Genomic DNA, 18,492 nt, shown 5'->3' with positions numbered 1-18,492 from the left:
CGAAGCAACCTAGCCTGACGGGAACCAAGAACGATCCGTTCTCTCTCGCTTTGTGGACGCAGCGCTGCCGGACTTTCGGGTTCAGCGAGTGACCATGAATGAGGCTCCGGCGATGATCTCGCAGGCACCAAGAGAGTCGCGACGGCATGCCGTTCCAGAAGCTCAATTTCGCCGGGGCCAGCCCCCATCGCGGCTCACCGGCCAATGGCGGCGGTGATCGAACCAGAAAGGTGTGTCATGCAGTTTGACCGTCGACAGCTTTTGCTCGGGGGAGTCGGCACTGCCGCCGGCCTCATGCTTCCAGGCAGCGCGTTCGCGCAATCGCCGGCCACCATTGGTACATTTCCGGAAGGCGTCACGGCGGATTCTGTGTTCGTCGGTCTGACCATCCCGCTCACCGGCGTCTTTTCGGGTGACGGCGGCGACCTCAAGCTCGGCTATGAACTGGCTATCGCGCAGATCAATGCCGGCGGCGATATCGCGCAGAAGTGGGGCCTCAAGGGCAAGGGCGTGCTCGGCCGCCAGATCAAGTACAAGGTCTCCGACACCGAAGGTAAGCCCAACCTCGACGTGCAGAGCGCGACGCAGTTCATCCAGCGCGACAAGGCGATCATGGTGTCGGGCTCGGTGTCATCAGCCAGCGCCATCGCACTCGAAGAACTCGGTTCGCGCGAGAAGGTGCTGTACATGGTCGGCATCGCCGGCTCCAACGACATCACCGGCAAGAACTGCCAGCGCTACGGCTTCCGCTCGCAGCAGAACGCTTACATGGCCGCGAAGGCGATGGCGCCCGTCGTCGCCAAGGCGCTCGGCAAGAACGTGAAGTCGGCCTTCCTCGTGCCTGACTACACCTATGGCCACACGGTCTATGACAGCTTCGCCAAGTTCTCGGCGGAGCAGGGCTGGAAGCAGGTCGCCAAGGAGGTCGTGCCGCTCGGCACCACCGACTATTCGTCGGCGCTCCTGAACATCGCCAATAGCGGCGCGGATGTCTTCGTCAACATCGCCTTCGGCGGCGATGCGGTTGCCTCGACCAAGCAGGCCGAGCAGTTCGGTGTACTGAAGCGCATGAAGCTCGTGGTGCCGAACCTGTCCTCGTTCCAGGACAAGGAGCTCGGCGCCGAACTGATGCAGGGCGTCTATGGCAGCTGCGATTTCTGGTGGGGCCTGCAGGACACCTATCCACTCGCCAAGACCTTCGTTGAGAGTTTCGTGGCGCAGAACAAGTACTATCCGCGCTGGGGCGCGCATATCGGCTACATGCAGACCTATCTGTGGGCGATGTCGGTCGAACGCGCCGGTACGTTCAATCCGGTCGATGTGATCAAGGCGCTGGAGAGCTCCAAGGCGCAGCCTTACGAGACGACCATCGGCAAGGTCTATTTCCGCGCCGAGGATCACCAGATGGTACGCCCGATCCCGATCCTGCGCGGCAAGAAGCCGTCCGAGATGAAGAACAAGGAAGACTTCTACGAGATCGTCGATATCGCCGACGGCGAAAGCGTGATGAACGCACCGGACTTCTTCGGCTGCAAGCTCGGCCCCTACACTTAAGGATCACCATGCCAAGCTGGCCCGTCCTCATCTCGCAGGCCTTCAACGGCCTGGCCCTCGGCACGCTGCTGGCGCTCGTCAGTAGCGGTCTGACGATCATCCTGGGCACGCTTGGCGTCCTCAATTTCGCCCACGGCGCGTTGTTCGCCGTGGGCGCCTATGCCGCTTTCGTCCTGCTGCAATACACCTCGTCCTTCGTGCTCGCGATCGTCGTCGGCTGCGGTTTCATGCTGGCGCTCGGTCTGCTGCTGGAACGCATCATCATCCGTTATTTTTACGACCGGCCGCATGAAGACCAGATCCTCGTCACCTACGGCGTCGGCATCGTGCTCGTCGAATGCGTGCGTGCAGCCTTCGGCGGCAATGCGCAGCGGGTGCCGGTGCCGTCCTGGGGGCAGGGCGCGACCCAGATGGGCTTCCTGATCTATCCGACTTATCGCCTGCAACTGATCGCCATCATCGCCGGGCTGCTGCTCAGTCTCTATCTCGTGCTCTATCGCACCTCGATGGGCCTTGTGGTTCGCGCCGGCATCGAGAATCCCGGCATGGTCGGCATCCTCGGCATCAATGTGCGCCGCGCCTTCCTGCTGGTCTTCGCCATCGGCGTTGTCGCCGTCGGTCTCGCCGGCATGCTCTATGCGCCGGTCGTGGCCGTGACGCCGGACATGGGCGCCAATTTCATGGCGCAGTCTTTCGTGGTCATCGTGCTCGGCGGCCTCGGCTCGTTCCCGGGCGCAGTCATCGGCGGCCTGATCGCGGGCGAGATCATCAGCCTGACCAGTGCTTTCAACTCGTCCTATTCGGAAGTGATGCTCTACGCGCTGATGGCGGTGCTGCTGATCATGCGCCCGCAAGGCCTGTTCGGTTCGGAAGGCCGCGCATGATGCGTCCTCGTTCCGGCGGCTTGCGGGGCTGGCTTCCCGAACTCGCGGTGCTGTGCACGCTGATCGTGGCACCCATCGTGTTTCCGCATCTCGGTTTCTCGACCGATCTGCTGACACGTGTGTTGAACTGGGGCCTGATCGGCCTCGGCTTCGATATCCTGTTCGGCCTGACGGGCCTGCTGTCCTTTGGACAGGCCGCATTTTTTGGCGTCGGCGGCTTTGTCAGCGCCTATCTGCTGGTGTCCCACACCATCGATAGCGTCTGGCTGGCGCTGGCGATCGGCACCGTTGCAGCCGGCCTGTTCGGCCTCCTGGTCGGCTGGTTCGCCGTGCGCCGGGTTGGCATCTATTTCACGATGATCACGCTGGCCTTCGGCCAGATGGCCTATTTCATCGAGAATTCCCCGCTGTCGGACTACACCGGCGGCGAGAACGGAATCCCCGGCGTGCCGGTGCCGGTGCTCGGCTTCGGCGCCAATGCGATCCGCATCAGCGCGGGCATGCCGATGTATATCCTGTTCGCGGTGATCTTCTTTCTCGGCTACGTGCTGGCGCGCCGCATCGTCGGCTCGCCGGTCGGCGCGATCCTGCTGGCGATCAAGGAGAACACCGGTCGCGTCGCAATGCTCGGCCATAACGTGCCGGCGTACAAGCTGACGGCCTTCGTCATCGCCGCGCTCTATGCGGGCCTTGCCGGCGGTCTGCTCGGTTCGTTCCAGAGCTACATGCCGCCGGATGCGTTCTCGCTGGAGACGTCGGGACAACTCGTAGTTCAGACCATTGTCGGCGGTGCCGGCACGCTGATCGGTCCGCTGGTCGGCGCGGCCGTCTGGCTGTGGCTGCGCGACAATCTGCAGCTCATTCCGGGCTTTGCGATCCTGTGGAAGCTGGTGCTCGGCATCGCCTTCATCATTCTGGTCATAGGGCTGCGCCGCGGCATCTGCGGCGAGATCGCCCATTGGTGGAACGAACGCCGTAATCTGGCTGCCGCACGGGCGGCCGCGGCCAAAACTGAAGCCATCGAGGCGCATAATATCGACGTCGCCACCAAACCCGTCGCGCCTCCCAAGGAGGTCAGGCTGACCCTTGCCGAGCCCATAACAGGTGATAGCGACATTGCACTCGAAGCCCGATCTCTGGCGCGGCACTATGGTGGCCTCAAAGCCGTCGATGGCGTCTCCTTCAAGGTCCGCCGCGGCTCGATCCACGCAGTGATCGGCCCGAATGGAGCCGGCAAGAGCACGCTGTTCAAGATGCTGCTCGACGAAGTCAGCCCGTCCTCCGGCGAAGTCCTGCTGTTCGGCGAGAAGGTCACAGGTGTCGGCGTCAGCCGCGCGGCGCAGCTCGGTATCGCCAAGAGCAACCAGCTCAATCAGCTGTTTCCCAACCTGTCGGTGCGCAAGAACCTACGTATCGCGGCGCTGGCACGCCGTCGCGGCCCGATGCGCTTCGATCTGTTGCGCGGCGCCGGCAGCATTCCCGACGTCGAGGAGCAGATCGCCTCGATCCTCAGCCTGCTCAATCTCGTCCAGCGCGCCGACACGCCGGCGCATATTCTGGCCTACGGCGAAAAGCGCCGGCTTGAGATCGGCATGGCGCTGGCGACCAGCCCGAATGTGCTGCTGCTGGACGAGCCGCTGGCCGGCATGAGCCCGGCAGAACGCATCGCGACCTGCGCCTTCATTCGCGATATCGGGCGCTCGCGAACCGTGGTCATCGTCGAGCACGATCTCGACGCCATCTTCGAACTCGCCGAGCGCATCACCGTGCTCTATGAGGGCCGGCTGCTGGCGGACGGCACCGCCGACGAGATCCGGCGCAATCCGGCCGTGCAGGACGCCTATCTGGGAGGGCTGCACGCGCATGAGCCTGCTTGAAGTCGACAAGATCAATACGCTGTATGGCGATTCCCACGTGCTGTTCGACCTGTCGATCAGGGTCGAGCAGGGCGAGGTCGTGGCACTGCTCGGCCGCAACGGCGCCGGCAAGACCACGACGCTGCGCTCGATCATGGGCGTACTGTCACCCCGCAGCGGCCATATCCGTCTCGACGGCAAATCCATCGAGGGCATGCCGCCCTCGACGATCGCCAGCATGGGCGTCCAACTGGTGCCGGAAGAGCGCGCTATTTTCGGTGGCCTGACGGTCGAGGAAAACCTGCGCATTGCCGCGCTGACAGCGCCCAATGCCTGGTCCTACGATCGCATCTACGAAGTGTTTCCGCGCCTCAAGGAGCGCCGTAAATCGGCCGGACGCACACTGTCAGGCGGCGAACAGCAGATGCTGGCGATTGCACGCGCGCTGATTCGTGATGCGCGCATCATCCTGCTGGACGAGCCGTTCGAGGGCCTGGCGCCGCTGATCGTGCGCGATCTCGTCGAGGTCTCACGCAATCTGGCTGCTGAAGGCCGCACCATGATCGTGGTCGAGCAAAACGTTGCGGCGGCATTGAGTTTCGCCAACCGCGTCTATGGGCTCAATAACGGCCACGTGGTGTTCGAAGGCACGCCGGCCGACCTCAACGCCAGTCCCGACCTGATGCGAGACTTCCTCGGCGTCGGAATGTGATTCCCGGGACGTAATCCCGGAGACAATGGCCCCGGGCAACGTGATTCCCTAGATTTCGATCGGCACCGCGAGGCGCCCGATCAGGAGCGCCACCTCATCGAGGTGATCGCTGTCATGCGCCTCGACGGCTTCGGCGAGCCGGGTGACGCATTCGTCATCACTGATAAAGGGCAGGGAGTTGAGGTCGGTCGGAAGCGCGCGGTCGGTGTGCGTGGCTGGCATCGGTCACCTCGTTCGATTCGGAACTTGTTCAACGTCGCAACGGGCAGTCTTGCGGTGCAATAAGACTAAATAGCGACACGGTTGGAAAGATTATTCTTCGCCCGCATGCGACATGGGCCCGCCGAGAACGGGGTCGAGCATCAAGAAGATCCCGTAACATGAGGCTTTTTCTGAGTTTTCCCCGATTGGCGGCCTCTGCGGGAAGAGGTGCATTTCCTGCTTTCCAAGCGCGGATCGCTTTGTTATACGCTGCGGCCTGCGAACAAGCTTCGCACGTTCCCTGGTAGCTCAGCGGTAGAGCATTCGACTGTTAATCGAATGGTCGCTGGTTCGAATCCAGCCCGGGGAGCCAAACATCCTTCCGCAAAAATGGCTGCCAGAAACCGCGCTCGGGACCGCCTCGATAGCGCGTTGGCTGGTGTGTTTTTACGAACCTTGCATCCCGCTGTGCGCTGCCGTAATTCCTGCAAAAGGAACTTCCAGCCGTTTGCAAGGGATTGCTCATGTCCGACTTTTCGACCGCACGCCAGAAGATGGTTGATGGTCAGGTGCGTCCCAGCGACGTCACCGATTTGCGCATCATCGATGCCATGCTCGCGGTGCCGCGCGAGGAGTTCGTTCCTGCCAGCCAGCGCGCCATGGCCTATCTCGACCTCGACCTCGAAGTCGCCCCGAATCGCTTTCTGATCAAGCCGGTGGTGCTGGCGCGGATGCTGCAGGCCTCCGACGTAAAGGCAACCGACAAGGTTCTGGTGGTCGGTTGCCCCACGGGCTATGCGGCCGCCGTGATCGTCCAGTTTGCCGGGCAGGTCACCAGCGCGGCCGGCATGCCGGCCGATGGCGATGCCGCGAACGGCCCCTATGATCTGATCGTTCTGGCCGGCGCGACGGAAGTCGTCCCGACCGGGCTTTACAAGCAGCTGGCCCCCAATGGTCAGCTAGTGGGCGTATTCGCCCTGACCAAGCCCGCCCGCGCCGTGATCGTGACCCATTCCCACGAGGATTTTGGCTCCCGCCCCCTGTTCGATGCTACCGCGCCGGTTCTGCCGGGCATGGAAAAGCTCCCGTCATTCGTTTTCTAGGGCCGACTGTCCGCCTTATCGGGCATCGGGGCACCGCTAATATCGCCAGCGGTAATTACAAGTGTGGCTTGGATGTCCCATTCGCCAAGTTTTCACTGTCAAGTTTCCACGAGAGGTTCCGTCTCGCCAATGCGAGGAATATGGTGAGTGGAGACTCGCTAACGGACATCATCTGTTCGGTCGCCATAAGTGTGCGCCCGGATCAGTGAACGGCATGGATGGATTACCAAGAATGGGCGGCGTAAAAGCTCTCACCGGTGCTGCAGCTGCGGCCCTTTTGCTGGCATTTGCCGGAACGTCACCCGTTCTGGCTGATACGATCGAAGCGGCGTTGGTTCGCGCTTATCAGAACAATCCTCAATTGAATGCCCAGCGCGCTTCGGTGCGCGTCACTGACGAGAACGTGCCGCAGGCTTTGTCGGGTTACCGGCCGAGGGTCGCTATCACCGCGAGCGGCGGCTATCAGTACACGGACGCGGTCAACAGCATTGCAGGTACTGCGACCGCAATTCACGGCGTGCAGGTTCCCCGCGCCGTTGGCGCGACCATCACTCAGAATGTGTACAACGGCCAGCAGACTGCAAACCGTACCCGAGCTGCCGAAAGCCAGGTATCGTCCGCACGCGAAGGCCTGCGCGTGCTGGAACAGTCAGTGTTGCTTTCCGCCGCGACTATCTACATGGATTACCTGCGCGACGCGGCCACCGTCGAGGTTCAGCGCAGCAACGTGCGTGTGCTCGAGCAGACGCTGAAGCAGACCCGCGACCGGTTCAATGTCGGCGAAGTCACGCGCACCGACGTGGCGCAGTCCGAGGCGCAGCTCGCCGCCGGCCGTACGCAGTTGCTGAGCGCCGAATCGACGCTGACGACCACGCGCTCGAATTTCCGCCGCATTATCGGCAACGAGCCGGTGGCTTTGCAGGCAGGTTCGCCAGTCGACCGCTTTCTGCCCGCCACGCTACCTGCCGCTATCGAGCTCGGCCTCACTGAAAATCCGAGCGTGACCGCAGCAATGTTCGGGGTCGACATCAGTTTCCTGAACACCAAGGTCAACGAAGGCGCACTGTTTCCAACAGTGACGCTGACGGCCAACATCCAGCAGGGTTGGGAACAGTCGATCTCGCAGCCGCGCGGTCTGACGGCGTCAGGCATCGCCCAGGTGTCGGTCCCGGTTTACCAGGGCGGCGGCGAATATTCGCTGATCCGTCAGTCCAAGGAAACGCTCGCGCAGCAACGCCTCGCTCTCGACCAGACGCGCGATCAGGCGCGCGCGAGCGTCGTGCAGGCCTGGGGTCAGTTGCTGGCGGGTAGGGCGCAGGTCTCGTCCGCACAGGCACAGGTGCAGGCTTCCGAAATTGCGCTGAACGGCGTTCGCGAAGAAGCCAAGGCCGGCCAGCGCACCACGCTCGACGTGTTGAATGCCCAGCAGGCGCTGGTGAACGCGCGCGTCGCGCTTGTCACGGCGCAGCATGATCGTGTGGTGGCATCATACTCGGTGCTCAACGCAGTTGGCCGTCTGTCACCGATGGTGATGAAGCTGAACACCAATGTGTATGACCCCAGCGTGCACTATCATCAGGTGCGCGATAGCTGGGTCGGCGTGCGTACGCCCGACGGACGCTAACGCGCTCGGATATCACCTGATATCGTGTCGAAAGGGCCGCTTGTGCGGCCCTTTGCTTGCAATCAATTTGTCCGATGACGTACCGTTTGCATTGCTGGCTTAGCGATTCGGAATGCCTCTCCTAATTCCTTGGGCATTTCCCGCGCGACAGCTGGTGGTCAGGCCTCGCTTGATCTTGGGGACAAGTCAGGCTTGCGCGCTGAATCGAACGGTCGTCAAAACGACAACCCGCAAATTCAGCCTCGTCTGGTGTAAAATATTGACGAGAGCGTTGATGATGCGGAGTCGGACATGACGCAACCTGCAAAGGTCCAGGAGCCCTCGATGGAGGAGATTCTGGCGTCGATCCGACGTATCATCGCCGACGACGAAGCGAAGCCGGCCGTCGCCGAAGTTGCTCCTCCGCCGCCGCCCAAGCCAGCTCCTGCACCCAAGCCTGCTGCGATGACAGACATCCCGCCGTCGGCGATTCCTGCCGCGCAGGCTGCTGCCGCCAAAGCACCGCCTCCAGCCCCGAAGCCCGCGCCACCGCCGCCGGAGCCTGCTGCCTCCAACAGCCAGGACGACATCGACGCGATGTTGGCCAGCTTGGAAGCCGCGACCACCGAGGAAGAGGTGCGCCCGGCGCAGCCCGACGGTGATGTGTTCGAACTGACCGACGAGATGGTGGTCGCCGACCCCGAGCCGGAACCCGCATTCCAGCATGTCGAGCCGGATGACGACCTCGAATTCGCCGAAGCTGTCGCTGCCAGCAGCCAACGACCCGCACCGCGCTTCGACCCGCCGTCCTATGATCCGCCCCCGGTCGCACCGCAGCAGCAGATCCTGTCACACAGCACCGTGTCGTCCGTGGAGTCGGCCTTCAATGCGCTGGCCAATACGGTCCTGAGCAACAACGCGCGGACCCTTGAGGATCTCGTCAAGGAGATGCTGCGTCCGATGCTGAAGTCCTGGCTGGACGACAACCTGCCGGGCCTCGTCGAGCGCATCGTCAAGGCTGAGATCGAGCGCGTCTCGCGCGGCGGCGGCCGCTAAGCCCGCGAGACAGGCAACGACGGCCTTTCAGGGCCTTCGTTTGGCCCTCCGGGGTGGTTAAACAGCCCTATATGTTGACTTGAGCCGCGCTGGCGGGTTTCTAGCGCCATCGGCTTCCTGCGTTCGCCCCAGGCCCTAAAACCGTGGCCGAAAACCCCTGATTTGATTGAATTGTCATGATCGAAAAGACCTATCAGCCTGCCGATATCGAGACCCGCATCGCCGCTGCCTGGGAAGCCGAAGGCGCGTTCAAGGCCGGCCGCGCGGACCGGGTGGATGCCGAGCCCTATACGATCGTGATCCCGCCGCCGAACGTCACCGGTTCGCTGCATATGGGCCACGCCCTCAACAACACGTTGCAGGACGTGCTCTGTCGTTTCGAGCGTATGCGCGGCCGCGACGTGCTGTGGCAGCCCGGCACCGACCATGCGGGCATCGCGACCCAGATGGTGGTCGAGCGCCAGTTGATGGAGCGCCAGGAGCCCGGTCGCCGCGACATGGGCCGCGAGGCATTTCTTGAACGCGTCTGGAAGTGGAAGGCCGAGAGCGGCGGTGTGATCGTCAATCAGTTGAAGCGCCTCGGCGCCTCCTGCGACTGGTCGCGCGAGCGCTTCACCATGGACGAGGGCCTGTCCGAGGCGGTCATCAAGGTGTTCGTGCAGTTGCACCGCGAGGGCCTGATCTACAAGGACAAGCGCCTTGTGAACTGGGATCCAAAGCTGCTGACTGCGATTTCGGATCTCGAAGTGCAGCAGGTCGAGGTCAAGGGTAACCTCTGGCATCTGCGCTATCCGCTCGAAGGCAAGAATTTCGATCCGGAAGATCCGACCTCGTTCATCACCGTTGCCACCACGCGTCCCGAGACGATGCTCGGCGACAGCGGCGTCGCCGTGAATCCGGATGACGAACGCTACACCCATCTGATCGGCAAGAACGTGGTTCTGCCGCTGGTCGGCCGCCTCATTCCGATCGTCGCCGACGAATATTCCGACCCGGAGAAGGGCTCCGGCGCGGTGAAGATCACGCCGGCACACGACTTCAACGACTTCGAAGTCGGCAACCGCCACGGCCTTGCACGCATCAGCATCCTCGATATCGAAGGCAAGCTCGCACTCGCCGACAACGAGGACTATCTCCGCGGCCTGCCGGAAGCGGCGTCGGAGCTCGTCGAAGAATTGCACGGCATGGAGCGCTTCAAGGCGCGCAAGACCATCGTGCAGCGGCTGGAAGATTTCGGCTTCCTCGAGAAGATCGAACCCAACACGCATATGGTGCCGCATGGCGACCGCTCCGGCGTCGTCATCGAGCCCTATCTGACCGACCAGTGGTACGTGGACGCCAAGACCATGGCGCAGCCGGCGATCGCCGCTGTGCGCACCGGCGCGACAGAGTTCGTGCCGAAGAACTGGGAAAAGACCTATTACGAATGGATGGAGAACATCCAACCATGGTGCATCTCGCGCCAGCTCTGGTGGGGCCATCAGATCCCGGCCTGGTACGGCCCGGATGGCAAGGTATTCGTCGCCGAAACCGAGGAAGAAGCGGTCGGCAACGCGCTCGGCTATTATGTCGAGCAGGAAGTGATCACGGAAGAGCAGGGCCACGAGATGGCGCTCGATCCAGCGAAGCGCGAGGGCTTCATCACGCGCGATGAAGACGTGCTCGATACCTGGTTCTCGTCGGCGCTGTGGCCGTTCTCGACGCTGGGCTGGCCGCAGAGCTCGGTCGATGTGGATCGCTACTATCCCACCAATGTGCTGGTCACCGGCTTCGACATCATCTTCTTCTGGGTCGCCCGGATGATGATGATGGGCATGCACTTCAAGAAGGACGTGCCGTTCCCGACCGTCTACATCCACGCCCTCGTCCGCGACGAGAAGGGCGCCAAGATGTCGAAGTCGAAGGGCAACGTCATCGATCCCCTGAACCTGATCGACCAGTACGGCGCCGACGCGCTGCGTTTTACGCTGGCTGCGATGGCCGCACAGGGCCGCGACATCAAGCTCGCGACCCAGCGCGTCGAGGGCTATCGCAATTTCGCGACCAAGCTCTGGAATGCCTGCCGCTTCGCCGAAATGAACGAGTGCGTGCTGCCGGCGGGCTTCGATCCGACCAAGGCCAAGGAAGTGCTCAACCGCTGGATCGCGCATGAGACCGTCAAGGCGACGCGCGAAGTCACCGAAGCCATCGAAGCCTATCGTTTCAACGATGCAGCGGGCGCGGCCTATCGCTTCGTTTGGAACGTGTATTGCGACTGGTATCTCGAACTCGCCAAGCCCTTCATGATGGGCGAGGACGGTCCGGCCAAGACCGAAACCCGCGCGATGGTCGCCTGGGCGCGTGACGAGATCCTGAAGCTGCTGCATCCGTTCATGCCCTTCATCACGGAAGAACTCTGGGCCGTCACCGCGCCGCGCGACGGTCTGCTGGCGCTGGCGCCGTGGTCGCGCAAGGCGAGCGGCCTGACGCGCGAGCAGGAAGCGCTGATCATCGCGACCGCCGCGAGCGATCCGATCGTCGCGCCGATCCTGATGGGAGATCCCGAACCGGTCGCCGATTTCAAGGATGACGCCGCCGAAGCCGAAATCGGCTGGGTCATCGATCTGGTGACGGAGGTTCGTTCGGTGCGAGCCGAGATGAACATCGTGCCCGCGACATTGACGCCACTCGTGCTGGCCGGTGCGTCTGCCGAAACTCAGGCTCGTGCCCAGCGCTGGAGCGACGTCGTGAAGCGCCTCGCGCGTCTCGGCGACATATCCTTCGCCGATGTCGCCCCGCAGGGTGCCGTGCAGCTTCTGATCCGCGGCGAGGTCGCAGCGCTGCCGTTGAAGGGCGTGATCGATCTCGGCGCCGAGAAGACGCGTCTCGACAAGGAACTGGTGAAAGCCGAAGCCGACATCAAGCGCGCCGACGCCAAGCTCTCCAACGAGAAATTCGTCGCCAACGCCGCGGAAGAGATCGTCGAGGAAGAGCGCGAGAAGCGCGAGGCAGCCGAGGCCCGCAAGGCCAAGACGCTGGAAGCGCTGGAGCGGCTCAAGAACGCGGTGTGAGTTTGATCGTAGGATGGGTTTCGCGAAGACGCTCTACCTATCCTACCGCTCACACCTTCGCAAACGGCTTGCTCAGATACTTTGAGCCTCTCACCCCGTATCGCCACGGCAATTCCACGGCCTTGGTGATGCCGATGCGGATGCCTGCGACAATGTCCGGCACTTCTGTCCTTGCGTGAATCGCAATCGGCGGCTTGTCCAAAGCCAGCCCGTTATGCGCGATGCTGATGCCCAGCGCCTGGCACACCTTGCCAGGCCCGGAGCACAGCATGCGCTCATCCTGCAGCCCGCGTCGCAGCTGCATCTCGCCAATCCCGAATGTCGGTTGCAGTGCGCGGATCAGCACCGCGCTGGCCGAATCCTCGGCCTCGCAGACGAAGTTCACGCACCAGTGGATGCCGTAGGAGCGGTAGACATAGGCAAAGCCGGGCGGCCCGAACATGATCTGGTTGCGCGGCGTCTGCCCGTTGAAGGAATGGGCCGCGGGCTCGGTGTGATGATAGGCCTCGACCTCGACGATCTCGCCACCGACGCCATCCACCAGGAGCGTCGCACCGATCAGTTCGGGGGCCACATCGTGCACGCTCCGCGCGAAAAAGCTGCGTTTGAGTGCCTTGCCGAGCTTTTGGGGGATTTGGTGAGGTTTTGGAGCCATTCTGCCTGCTATGTTACGATGCAGGGCCGGGCAAGGCGAGGGCGGGTTGCAGGACAGGGCCCGGCGGATTACCTAAGGCTTCACTCAGAACGGACAGTTCATGGTCGTCGTCCTCGATACCGTATCCACCACACCGCTCCGCCCGCGTCACCCTGAAAAAGTGAATCGGCCGGATTCGTTCTCGCCGCCGAAGCCGGACTGGATCCGGGTCCGTGCGCCGACCAGCCGTGGCTATGGTGACACCCGCAAGATCGTCAAGGAAAACGGCCTTGTTACCGTTTGCGAGGAAGCCGGCTGCCCGAATATCGGCGAGTGCTGGCAGAAGAAGCACGCCACCTTCATGATCATGGGTGACACCTGCACCCGCGCCTGTGCGTTCTGCAACGTGAAAACGGGGATGCCGGGCGCGCTCGACGGCATGGAGCCCGAGCATGTCGCCGAAGCCGTGCGCAAACTCGGCCTGCATCATGTGGTGATCACCTCGGTGGACCGCGACGATCTCGCCGATGGCGGTGCCGAACATTTTGCGCAAACGATTCGTGCCATTCGCGCGGCATGTCCTACGACCACGATCGAAATCCTGACGCCTGACTTCCTACGCAAACCGGGCGCCCTCGAAGTCGTCGTCGCGGCGAAGCCCGACGTGTTCAACCACAATCTCGAAACCGTGCCGTCGCGCTATCTGACGGTGCGACCGGGCGCGCGCTATTTCCATTCGCTGCGCCTGCTGCAGAAGGTCAAGGAACTCGACCCGACCATCTTCACCAAGTCCGGCATCATGGTTGGCCTCGGCGAGGAGCGCCACGAGGTGCTGCAGGTGATGGACGACATGCGTTCCGCGGATATCGACTTCCTCACGATCGGCCAGTATCTGCAGCCGACGCGCAAGCATCACGTGGTGTCGCGCTATGTCACCCCCGATGAATTCAGCGGCTATGAGAAAGTCGCCTACACCAAGGGCTTCCTGATGGTGTCGGCGAGCCCGCTGACGCGCTCGTCGCATCATGCCGGCGAGGATTTTGCCAAGCTGCAGGCTGCGCGCGCCGCTCTCGCGCGCTGAGAACGCGACGATGCCGAGATTTGCCAACAAGCGCCGCGTGCGTCACAGCGCCTCCCAGATGTTCGATCTGGTCGCCGATGTCGAGCGCTATCCGGAATTCGTGCCGTTGTGCAAGTCGCTGAAGATTCGCCAGCGCACGCCGCATGAGAATGGCACCGAGGTCATCGTTGCCGACATGACCGTGTCGTTCAAGCTGGTCCAGGAATCCTTCACCAGCCGCGTGACGCTGGATCGGCCGAACCTGAAGATCATGGTCGAATATCTGCGCGGTCCGTTCAGCAATCTCGAAAACCGCTGGACCTTCGAGCCGAAGGCAGATGACGGGGAATGCGATGTGGGCTTCTTCATTGCCTATGAATTCAAGAGCCGCATGCTGGCGATGCTGATGGGCACGATGTTCGACGCGGCATTCCAGCGCTTTGCCGTAGCCTTCGAGAAGCGCGCGGACGAAGTTTATCGCAGCCCGCGCGTCTCGAGCGTTCCGTCTACTTCTTAGTCGTCGGCTTTTTTAGTGGCGCGGTCGGCCTGCGTCGTTTGACGGCGGTCCGTCGCGGCGAACGCGCCACGCGCGGGCGCGCGAGACTCGCTGCTTCGCGCTTCTTGGCCGGCGGCTGTGGCCCACGTGCCAATTCCATCAGCATCCGCAGAGCTTCAAGCACGGAGCGCTGACGCACCGCGCTGCGGCCGATGGCGCCGAAGCGGCATTCCTTGTTGACGATGCGGCCGTCACGCGACGCAACGGCAAAATGCACGAGGCCGACCGGCTTGCCCGGCGTTGCGCCTCCGGGGCCTGCGATCCCGGTGATCGAAACCGCGAGATCGACATCCGCTTCTTCGAGCGCACCGACCGCCATCTGGATCGCGGTCTCCTTGCTGACCGCACCGAAACTGTCGAGCGTCGCAGTCTTGACGCCGAGCATCGCGTGTTTGGCGGCATTGGAATAGGTGACGAAGCCGCGATCGATCACGTCGGACGAGCCGGGAATTTCGGTCAGTGCGCCAGCGACGAGGCCGCCGGTGCAGGACTCAGCGGTCGCGATCGTCAGCTTGCGGCTGCGGCAGAGATCGAGCAGCGCGCGGGAGAGGGCTCGTGCGTCGCTCGCTGCCATGTCAGTCCATCCAGGGAAGGCGAATGGTGGCAGCCGCAGTCGCGGCGATGCCTTCTTCACGGCCGGTGAAGCCGAGACGTTCGCTGGTGGTCGCCTTCACCGCGACGCGTGACAGTGCCACGCCGGAGATCTCGCTGATCTTCTCGCGCATCGCATCGCGTAGCGGGCCAATCTTGGGCCGCTCGCAGATCAGCGTCACTTCGAGATTGGCGATACGGCCGCCACGTGCGACGACGCGGTCCACGGCGTATTTCAAGAACTTGTCGGACGCCGCGCCCTTCCATTGCGGATCGGTCGGCGGGAAGTGCGAACCGATATCGCCGTCAGCCAGCGCGCCCAGGATCGCATCGACCAGCGCATGCAAGCCGACGTCGCCATCTGAGTGAGCAAGGAAGCCGCGCGTATGCGGCACACGGACGCCGCAGATCATCAGGTGATCGCCGTCGCCGAAGGCGTGCACGTCATAGCCCGTGCCCATGCGGATATCGCCGAGCGAGGCGGCGAGACGCGCTTCTTCGCGAATGAAATCTTCGGGAGTCGTGAGCTTCATATTTGCAAGATCGCCTTCAAAGGTTGCCACGGTCAATCCCGCCCATTCGGCGAGCGCGGCATCGTCGGTGAAATCATCGCGGCCTTCCTTTGCAGCACGACGATGCGCTTCAAGGATGACATCAAAACGAAATGCCTGTGGCGTTTGCGCGCTGCGCAAGCGTGCACGGTCCGGCGTCGCTTCCACGTGTCCGGCCTCGTTGACCTGTTTGATCGTATCGGTAACGGCGACACCGGGCACGGCAGCGCCAGTGATCTGTGCCGCGGCAATCGCGCGCTCGATCAAAGCAGGGGTTACGAACGGGCGGGCTGCATCGTGAATCAGCACGATGTCCGGCGCGTGATCTGCCAGTGCTTCGAGTCCAGCATGCACCGACGCCTGACGCGTCGCACCGCCATTGGCAGGAACATGATACCTTAAATCGCTGACCGCCTCGTTGAACACAGCGATATCGTCAGGATTGGTGATCGGCTGGACCGCAAAGACCTGGGGATGGTTGCAAAACGGCTCCATAGCCCGCGAAATAACGCTGCGGCCTCCGATCATGCGATATTGCTTCGGTCCACCAGCGCCGGCGCGGAGGCCGCGGCCGGCGGCAACGATAATGGCGGCTGTCTTCAAACCGGCAGGATTAGGTGATTTTGTCATCAGGGTCAGGTGATTAAGGGGTAAGCGGTGATCGCACAGCCCTTAGCACGGCCGCGAGCAAAAACAGTATGATTACATTCTCGTGGCTGCATAAGAGTGCATTGCTGCACTGCACTTGCAAAATGAGCGCATCTGTCTAATGTGTAGGCATGACGGTTGACTGCACAACAAATGTGCGCATTATGCGCCCTATGCCCGCAATGCAGCGGACGAGACAACGACGAGCAGGTCTGTGACCACCCCGGACTCAGTATACAGCAAGCCGTTACAAATCGGTGGCATCGAGATCGCCAACCGGGTCGTTCTGGCGCCGATGTCGGGCATCACCGATGCGCCGTTTCGCAGGCTGACCGCCGAACTCGGGGCCGGCCTCGTCGTGTCAGAAATGACCGCCAGCGACGATCTCGTCAATGGTCGTCCCATGTCGGTATTGCGCTGCGAAGCGACCGGGATCGGGCCCCATGTGGTCCAGCTGGCCGGCTGTGAGACCCACTGGATGGCCGAGGGGGCCCGTGTGGCCGAAGCCGCCGGCGCCGACATCATCGATATCAATATGGGCTGCCCGGCGCGGCATGTGACCGGCGGCCAGTCGGGCTCCGCGCTGATGCGCGACCTCGACCACGCATTGAAGCTGATCGAGGCGACCATCGCTGCCGTGAAAGTACCCGTGACTCTCAAAATGCGTCTGGGCTGGGACGATCGCATGCTGAACGCGCCTGAGCTTGCGCAGCGCGCAGAGCAGGCGGGCGTCCAGCTCATCACCGTCCACGGTCGCACGCGATGCCAGTTCTACAAGGGCGAAGCCGACTGGAGCGCCGTGCGCCCGGTGAAGGACGCGGTGAGCATCCCAGTGATCGTCAATGGTGACATCACCTCCTACGACAAGGCGGTGAGTGCGCTGAAGATGTCCGGCGCCGATGCCGTGATGATGGGTCGGGGCGCGCAGGGCATGCCCTGGCTGCCCGGCCAGATCGGCCGACGTCTTGAAACCGGTATCGCGGAAGCCGTGCCGTCGCTGCAGCAGCAACTCGCTTATATCTGCGCCCTCTACGACGACGTGGTCCGTCACTACGGCATGCGCATCGGCCTGCGCCACGCGCGCAAACATCTCGGCTGGGCACTCGATGCGGCCGCAGCTACGAGCTGCGCGCCGACCGAGACCCTGAAGACCTGGCGACAGAAGATCCTTACATCCGAAGATCCCTCCGGTGTGCAGCGGTCTCTGAATGACGCTTTTGATGATTTCGCATGGAGTGCTGCCGCATGAACGCCGCAGAGCACCGTCGTCCTGTCCCGACCGACAGTGAGGCCATTCTCAACGCACTACCGAATCCGGTGATCCTGATCGCACCCGACGGCAAGATCGTCGACGCCAATATGGCTGCGGAATCCTTTTTCGAGATTTCTACGCAATTCCTGCGCAGGCAGTCTCTGAAAGAACTGGTGCCATTCGGCAGTCCGCTGCTGGCGCTGATCGATCAGGTTCGCGCCGCCGGTTCGCCGGTGAACGAATACAAGGTGGATCTGGGCACACCGCGCATCGGCGGCGACCGTCAGGTCGATCTGCATGTCGCGCCGCTCACCGAGCGTCCGGGCCATATTGTGGTGATGCTGCAGGAGCGCACCATCGCCGACAAGATGGATCGACAGCTCACCCATCGCAGCGCTGCGCGTTCGGTGATCGCGCTGGCGGCCATGCTGGCGCATGAGATCAAGAATCCGCTGTCGGGCATTCGCGGAGCCGCTCAGCTACTTGAGCAGTCGGCATCGTCGGAAGACCGCATGCTGACACGCCTGATCATGGACGAAGCCGATCGCATCGTGACGCTGGTCGATCGCATGGAAGTGTTCGGCGACGACCGCCCGGTGGCGCGTGGCCCGGTCAACATTCACTCCGTCCTCGATCACGTGAAGCGCCTCGCGCAGTCCGGCTTCGCCCGCAACATCCGCTTCATCGAGGATTACGACCCGTCGCTGCCGCCGGTGCTGGCCAATCAGGACCAGCTGATCCAGGTGTTCCTGAATCTGGTGAAGAACGCTGCCGAAGCCATCGTCGATCTCGGTTCCGACGGTGAGATCCAGCTCACCACCGCGTTCCGGCCGGGCGTGCGGCTGTCGGTGCCGGGCAAGAAATCGCGCGTCTCGCTGCCGCTGGAGTTTTGCGTCAAGGACAACGGCCCTGGCGTTCCCGAAGATCTTCTGCCCAACCTGTTCGATCCCTTCGTCACCACCAAGCCCACCGGAAGCGGCCTGGGTCTTGCATTGGTTGCGAAGATTGTCGGCGATCACGGTGGGATCATCGAATGTGAATCTCAGCCACGAAAGACGACTTTTCGCGTGCTGTTGCCGATGTTCAACCCCGCCAAGAAATTGGACGACAAGACCCTTGATCCGAGCAGCGCCGATGCCCCCGCGGCAACGACGCACACCTCACAGACGTAAGACGAGGAC

General features: G+C 62.7%; 16 protein-coding genes and 1 tRNA gene. 13 read left to right on the top strand and 4 right to left on the bottom strand.

What is annotated here, in order from left to right:
• Positions 1-237 precede the first annotated feature (237 nt).
• From AB7813_RS04050 to AB7813_RS04035, 4 genes are read left to right on the top strand one after another with little or no spacing between them, the layout of a single operon-like run.
• A complete protein-coding gene (locus AB7813_RS04050) occupies positions 238-1,554 on the top strand; it encodes an ABC transporter substrate-binding protein (RefSeq protein ID WP_439063901.1) in 1,317 nt (438 codons plus the stop codon).
• 8 nt (positions 1,555-1,562) lie between these two features.
• On the top strand, positions 1,563-2,438 hold the full coding sequence (locus AB7813_RS04045) for a branched-chain amino acid ABC transporter permease (protein ID WP_439063900.1): 876 nt from the start codon (positions 1,563-1,565) through the stop codon (positions 2,436-2,438).
• Positions 2,435-4,315 carry a branched-chain amino acid ABC transporter ATP-binding protein/permease gene (locus AB7813_RS04040; RefSeq protein ID WP_439063899.1) on the top strand — a complete coding sequence of 627 codons (1,881 nt, stop codon included), beginning with the start codon at positions 2,435-2,437 and terminating at the stop codon, positions 4,313-4,315. Before AB7813_RS04045 ends, AB7813_RS04040 begins: the two co-directional genes overlap by 4 nt.
• Positions 4,302-5,006 (top strand): ABC transporter ATP-binding protein, encoded by a 705-nt coding sequence (locus AB7813_RS04035; RefSeq protein ID WP_439063898.1) that lies wholly within the window; start codon positions 4,302-4,304, stop codon positions 5,004-5,006. Before AB7813_RS04040 ends, AB7813_RS04035 begins: the two co-directional genes overlap by 14 nt.
• A 48-nt stretch (positions 5,007-5,054) precedes the next feature.
• Here AB7813_RS04035 and AB7813_RS04030 read toward each other — a convergent pair whose 3' ends face one another.
• Positions 5,055-5,228 (bottom strand): hypothetical protein, encoded by a 174-nt coding sequence (locus tag AB7813_RS04030; RefSeq protein ID WP_170849674.1) that lies wholly within the window; start codon positions 5,226-5,228, stop codon positions 5,055-5,057.
• 277 nt (positions 5,229-5,505) lie between these two features.
• Here AB7813_RS04030 and AB7813_RS04025 point away from each other — a divergent pair.
• The 5 genes from AB7813_RS04025 (at position 5,506) to AB7813_RS04005 (ending at position 12,019) form a co-directional block, all read left to right on the top strand.
• A tRNA-Asn gene (locus AB7813_RS04025) sits at positions 5,506-5,580 on the top strand.
• A 151-nt stretch (positions 5,581-5,731) separates the two neighbouring features.
• Positions 5,732-6,310, top strand: a complete 579-nt coding sequence (locus tag AB7813_RS04020) for a protein-L-isoaspartate O-methyltransferase family protein (RefSeq protein WP_439063897.1) — start codon at positions 5,732-5,734, stop codon at positions 6,308-6,310.
• A 232-nt stretch (positions 6,311-6,542) separates the two neighbouring features.
• A complete protein-coding gene (locus tag AB7813_RS04015) occupies positions 6,543-7,934 on the top strand; it encodes a TolC family outer membrane protein (RefSeq protein ID WP_439063896.1) in 1,392 nt (463 codons plus the stop codon).
• Positions 7,935-8,225: 291 nt separating this feature from the next.
• Entirely contained in the window at positions 8,226-8,969 is a 744-nt protein-coding gene (locus tag AB7813_RS04010; protein ID WP_439063895.1) for a PopZ family protein, read from the top strand.
• Between the two features lie 176 nt (positions 8,970-9,145).
• Positions 9,146-12,019: a valine--tRNA ligase gene (locus AB7813_RS04005; RefSeq protein WP_439063894.1), complete on the top strand. Its 2,874-nt coding sequence runs from the start codon at positions 9,146-9,148 to the stop codon at positions 12,017-12,019.
• A 49-nt stretch (positions 12,020-12,068) separates the two neighbouring features.
• Here the strand turns inward: AB7813_RS04005 and AB7813_RS04000 are convergent, their stop codons facing one another.
• Positions 12,069-12,674 carry a DNA-3-methyladenine glycosylase gene (locus AB7813_RS04000; RefSeq protein ID WP_439083440.1) on the bottom strand — a complete coding sequence of 202 codons (606 nt, stop codon included), beginning with the start codon at positions 12,672-12,674 and terminating at the stop codon, positions 12,069-12,071.
• 100 nt (positions 12,675-12,774) lie between these two features.
• Between AB7813_RS04000 and lipA the strand changes: the two genes are divergently transcribed.
• Entirely contained in the window at positions 12,775-13,734 is a 960-nt protein-coding gene (gene lipA / locus AB7813_RS03995) for a lipoyl synthase (RefSeq protein ID WP_439083441.1), read from the top strand.
• Positions 13,735-13,744: 10 nt separating this feature from the next.
• Complete coding sequence (locus AB7813_RS03990) at positions 13,745-14,230, top strand: type II toxin-antitoxin system RatA family toxin (protein WP_093759100.1); 486 nt, start codon at positions 13,745-13,747, stop codon at positions 14,228-14,230.
• Here AB7813_RS03990 and AB7813_RS03985 read toward each other — a convergent pair.
• Both AB7813_RS03985 and AB7813_RS03980 read right to left on the bottom strand, forming a co-directional pair.
• A complete protein-coding gene (locus AB7813_RS03985) occupies positions 14,220-14,843 on the bottom strand; it encodes a CinA family protein (protein ID WP_093758557.1) in 624 nt (207 codons plus the stop codon). The genes AB7813_RS03990 and AB7813_RS03985 overlap by 11 nt on opposite strands.
• Position 14,844: 1 nt before the next feature.
• A complete protein-coding gene (locus tag AB7813_RS03980; protein ID WP_439058400.1) occupies positions 14,845-16,041 on the bottom strand; it encodes a bifunctional 2-C-methyl-D-erythritol 4-phosphate cytidylyltransferase/2-C-methyl-D-erythritol 2,4-cyclodiphosphate synthase in 1,197 nt (398 codons plus the stop codon).
• Between the two features lie 232 nt (positions 16,042-16,273).
• Here AB7813_RS03980 and dusB point away from each other — a divergent pair, with 232 nt between their 5' ends.
• Together dusB and AB7813_RS03970 are read left to right on the top strand one after the other, a co-directional pair.
• The gene (gene dusB, locus AB7813_RS03975) at positions 16,274-17,308 is read left to right on the top strand and encodes a tRNA dihydrouridine synthase DusB (protein ID WP_439083444.1); all 1,035 of its coding nucleotides are present in this window, start codon (positions 16,274-16,276) and stop codon (positions 17,306-17,308) included.
• The gene (locus AB7813_RS03970; protein ID WP_246297897.1) at positions 17,305-18,483 is read left to right on the top strand and encodes a two-component system sensor histidine kinase NtrB; all 1,179 of its coding nucleotides are present in this window, start codon (positions 17,305-17,307) and stop codon (positions 18,481-18,483) included. Before dusB ends, AB7813_RS03970 begins: the two co-directional genes overlap by 4 nt.
• Positions 18,484-18,492: the final 9 nt, after the last annotated feature.

It is taken from the genome of Tardiphaga sp. 20_F10_N6_6, from assembly GCF_052076045.1.
Taxonomy (GTDB): Bacteria; Pseudomonadota; Alphaproteobacteria; order Rhizobiales; family Xanthobacteraceae; genus Tardiphaga; species Tardiphaga robiniae.
Note: the sequence above shows the minus strand (reverse complement) of the source record. Positions and strands in the feature narration are given on the sequence as shown.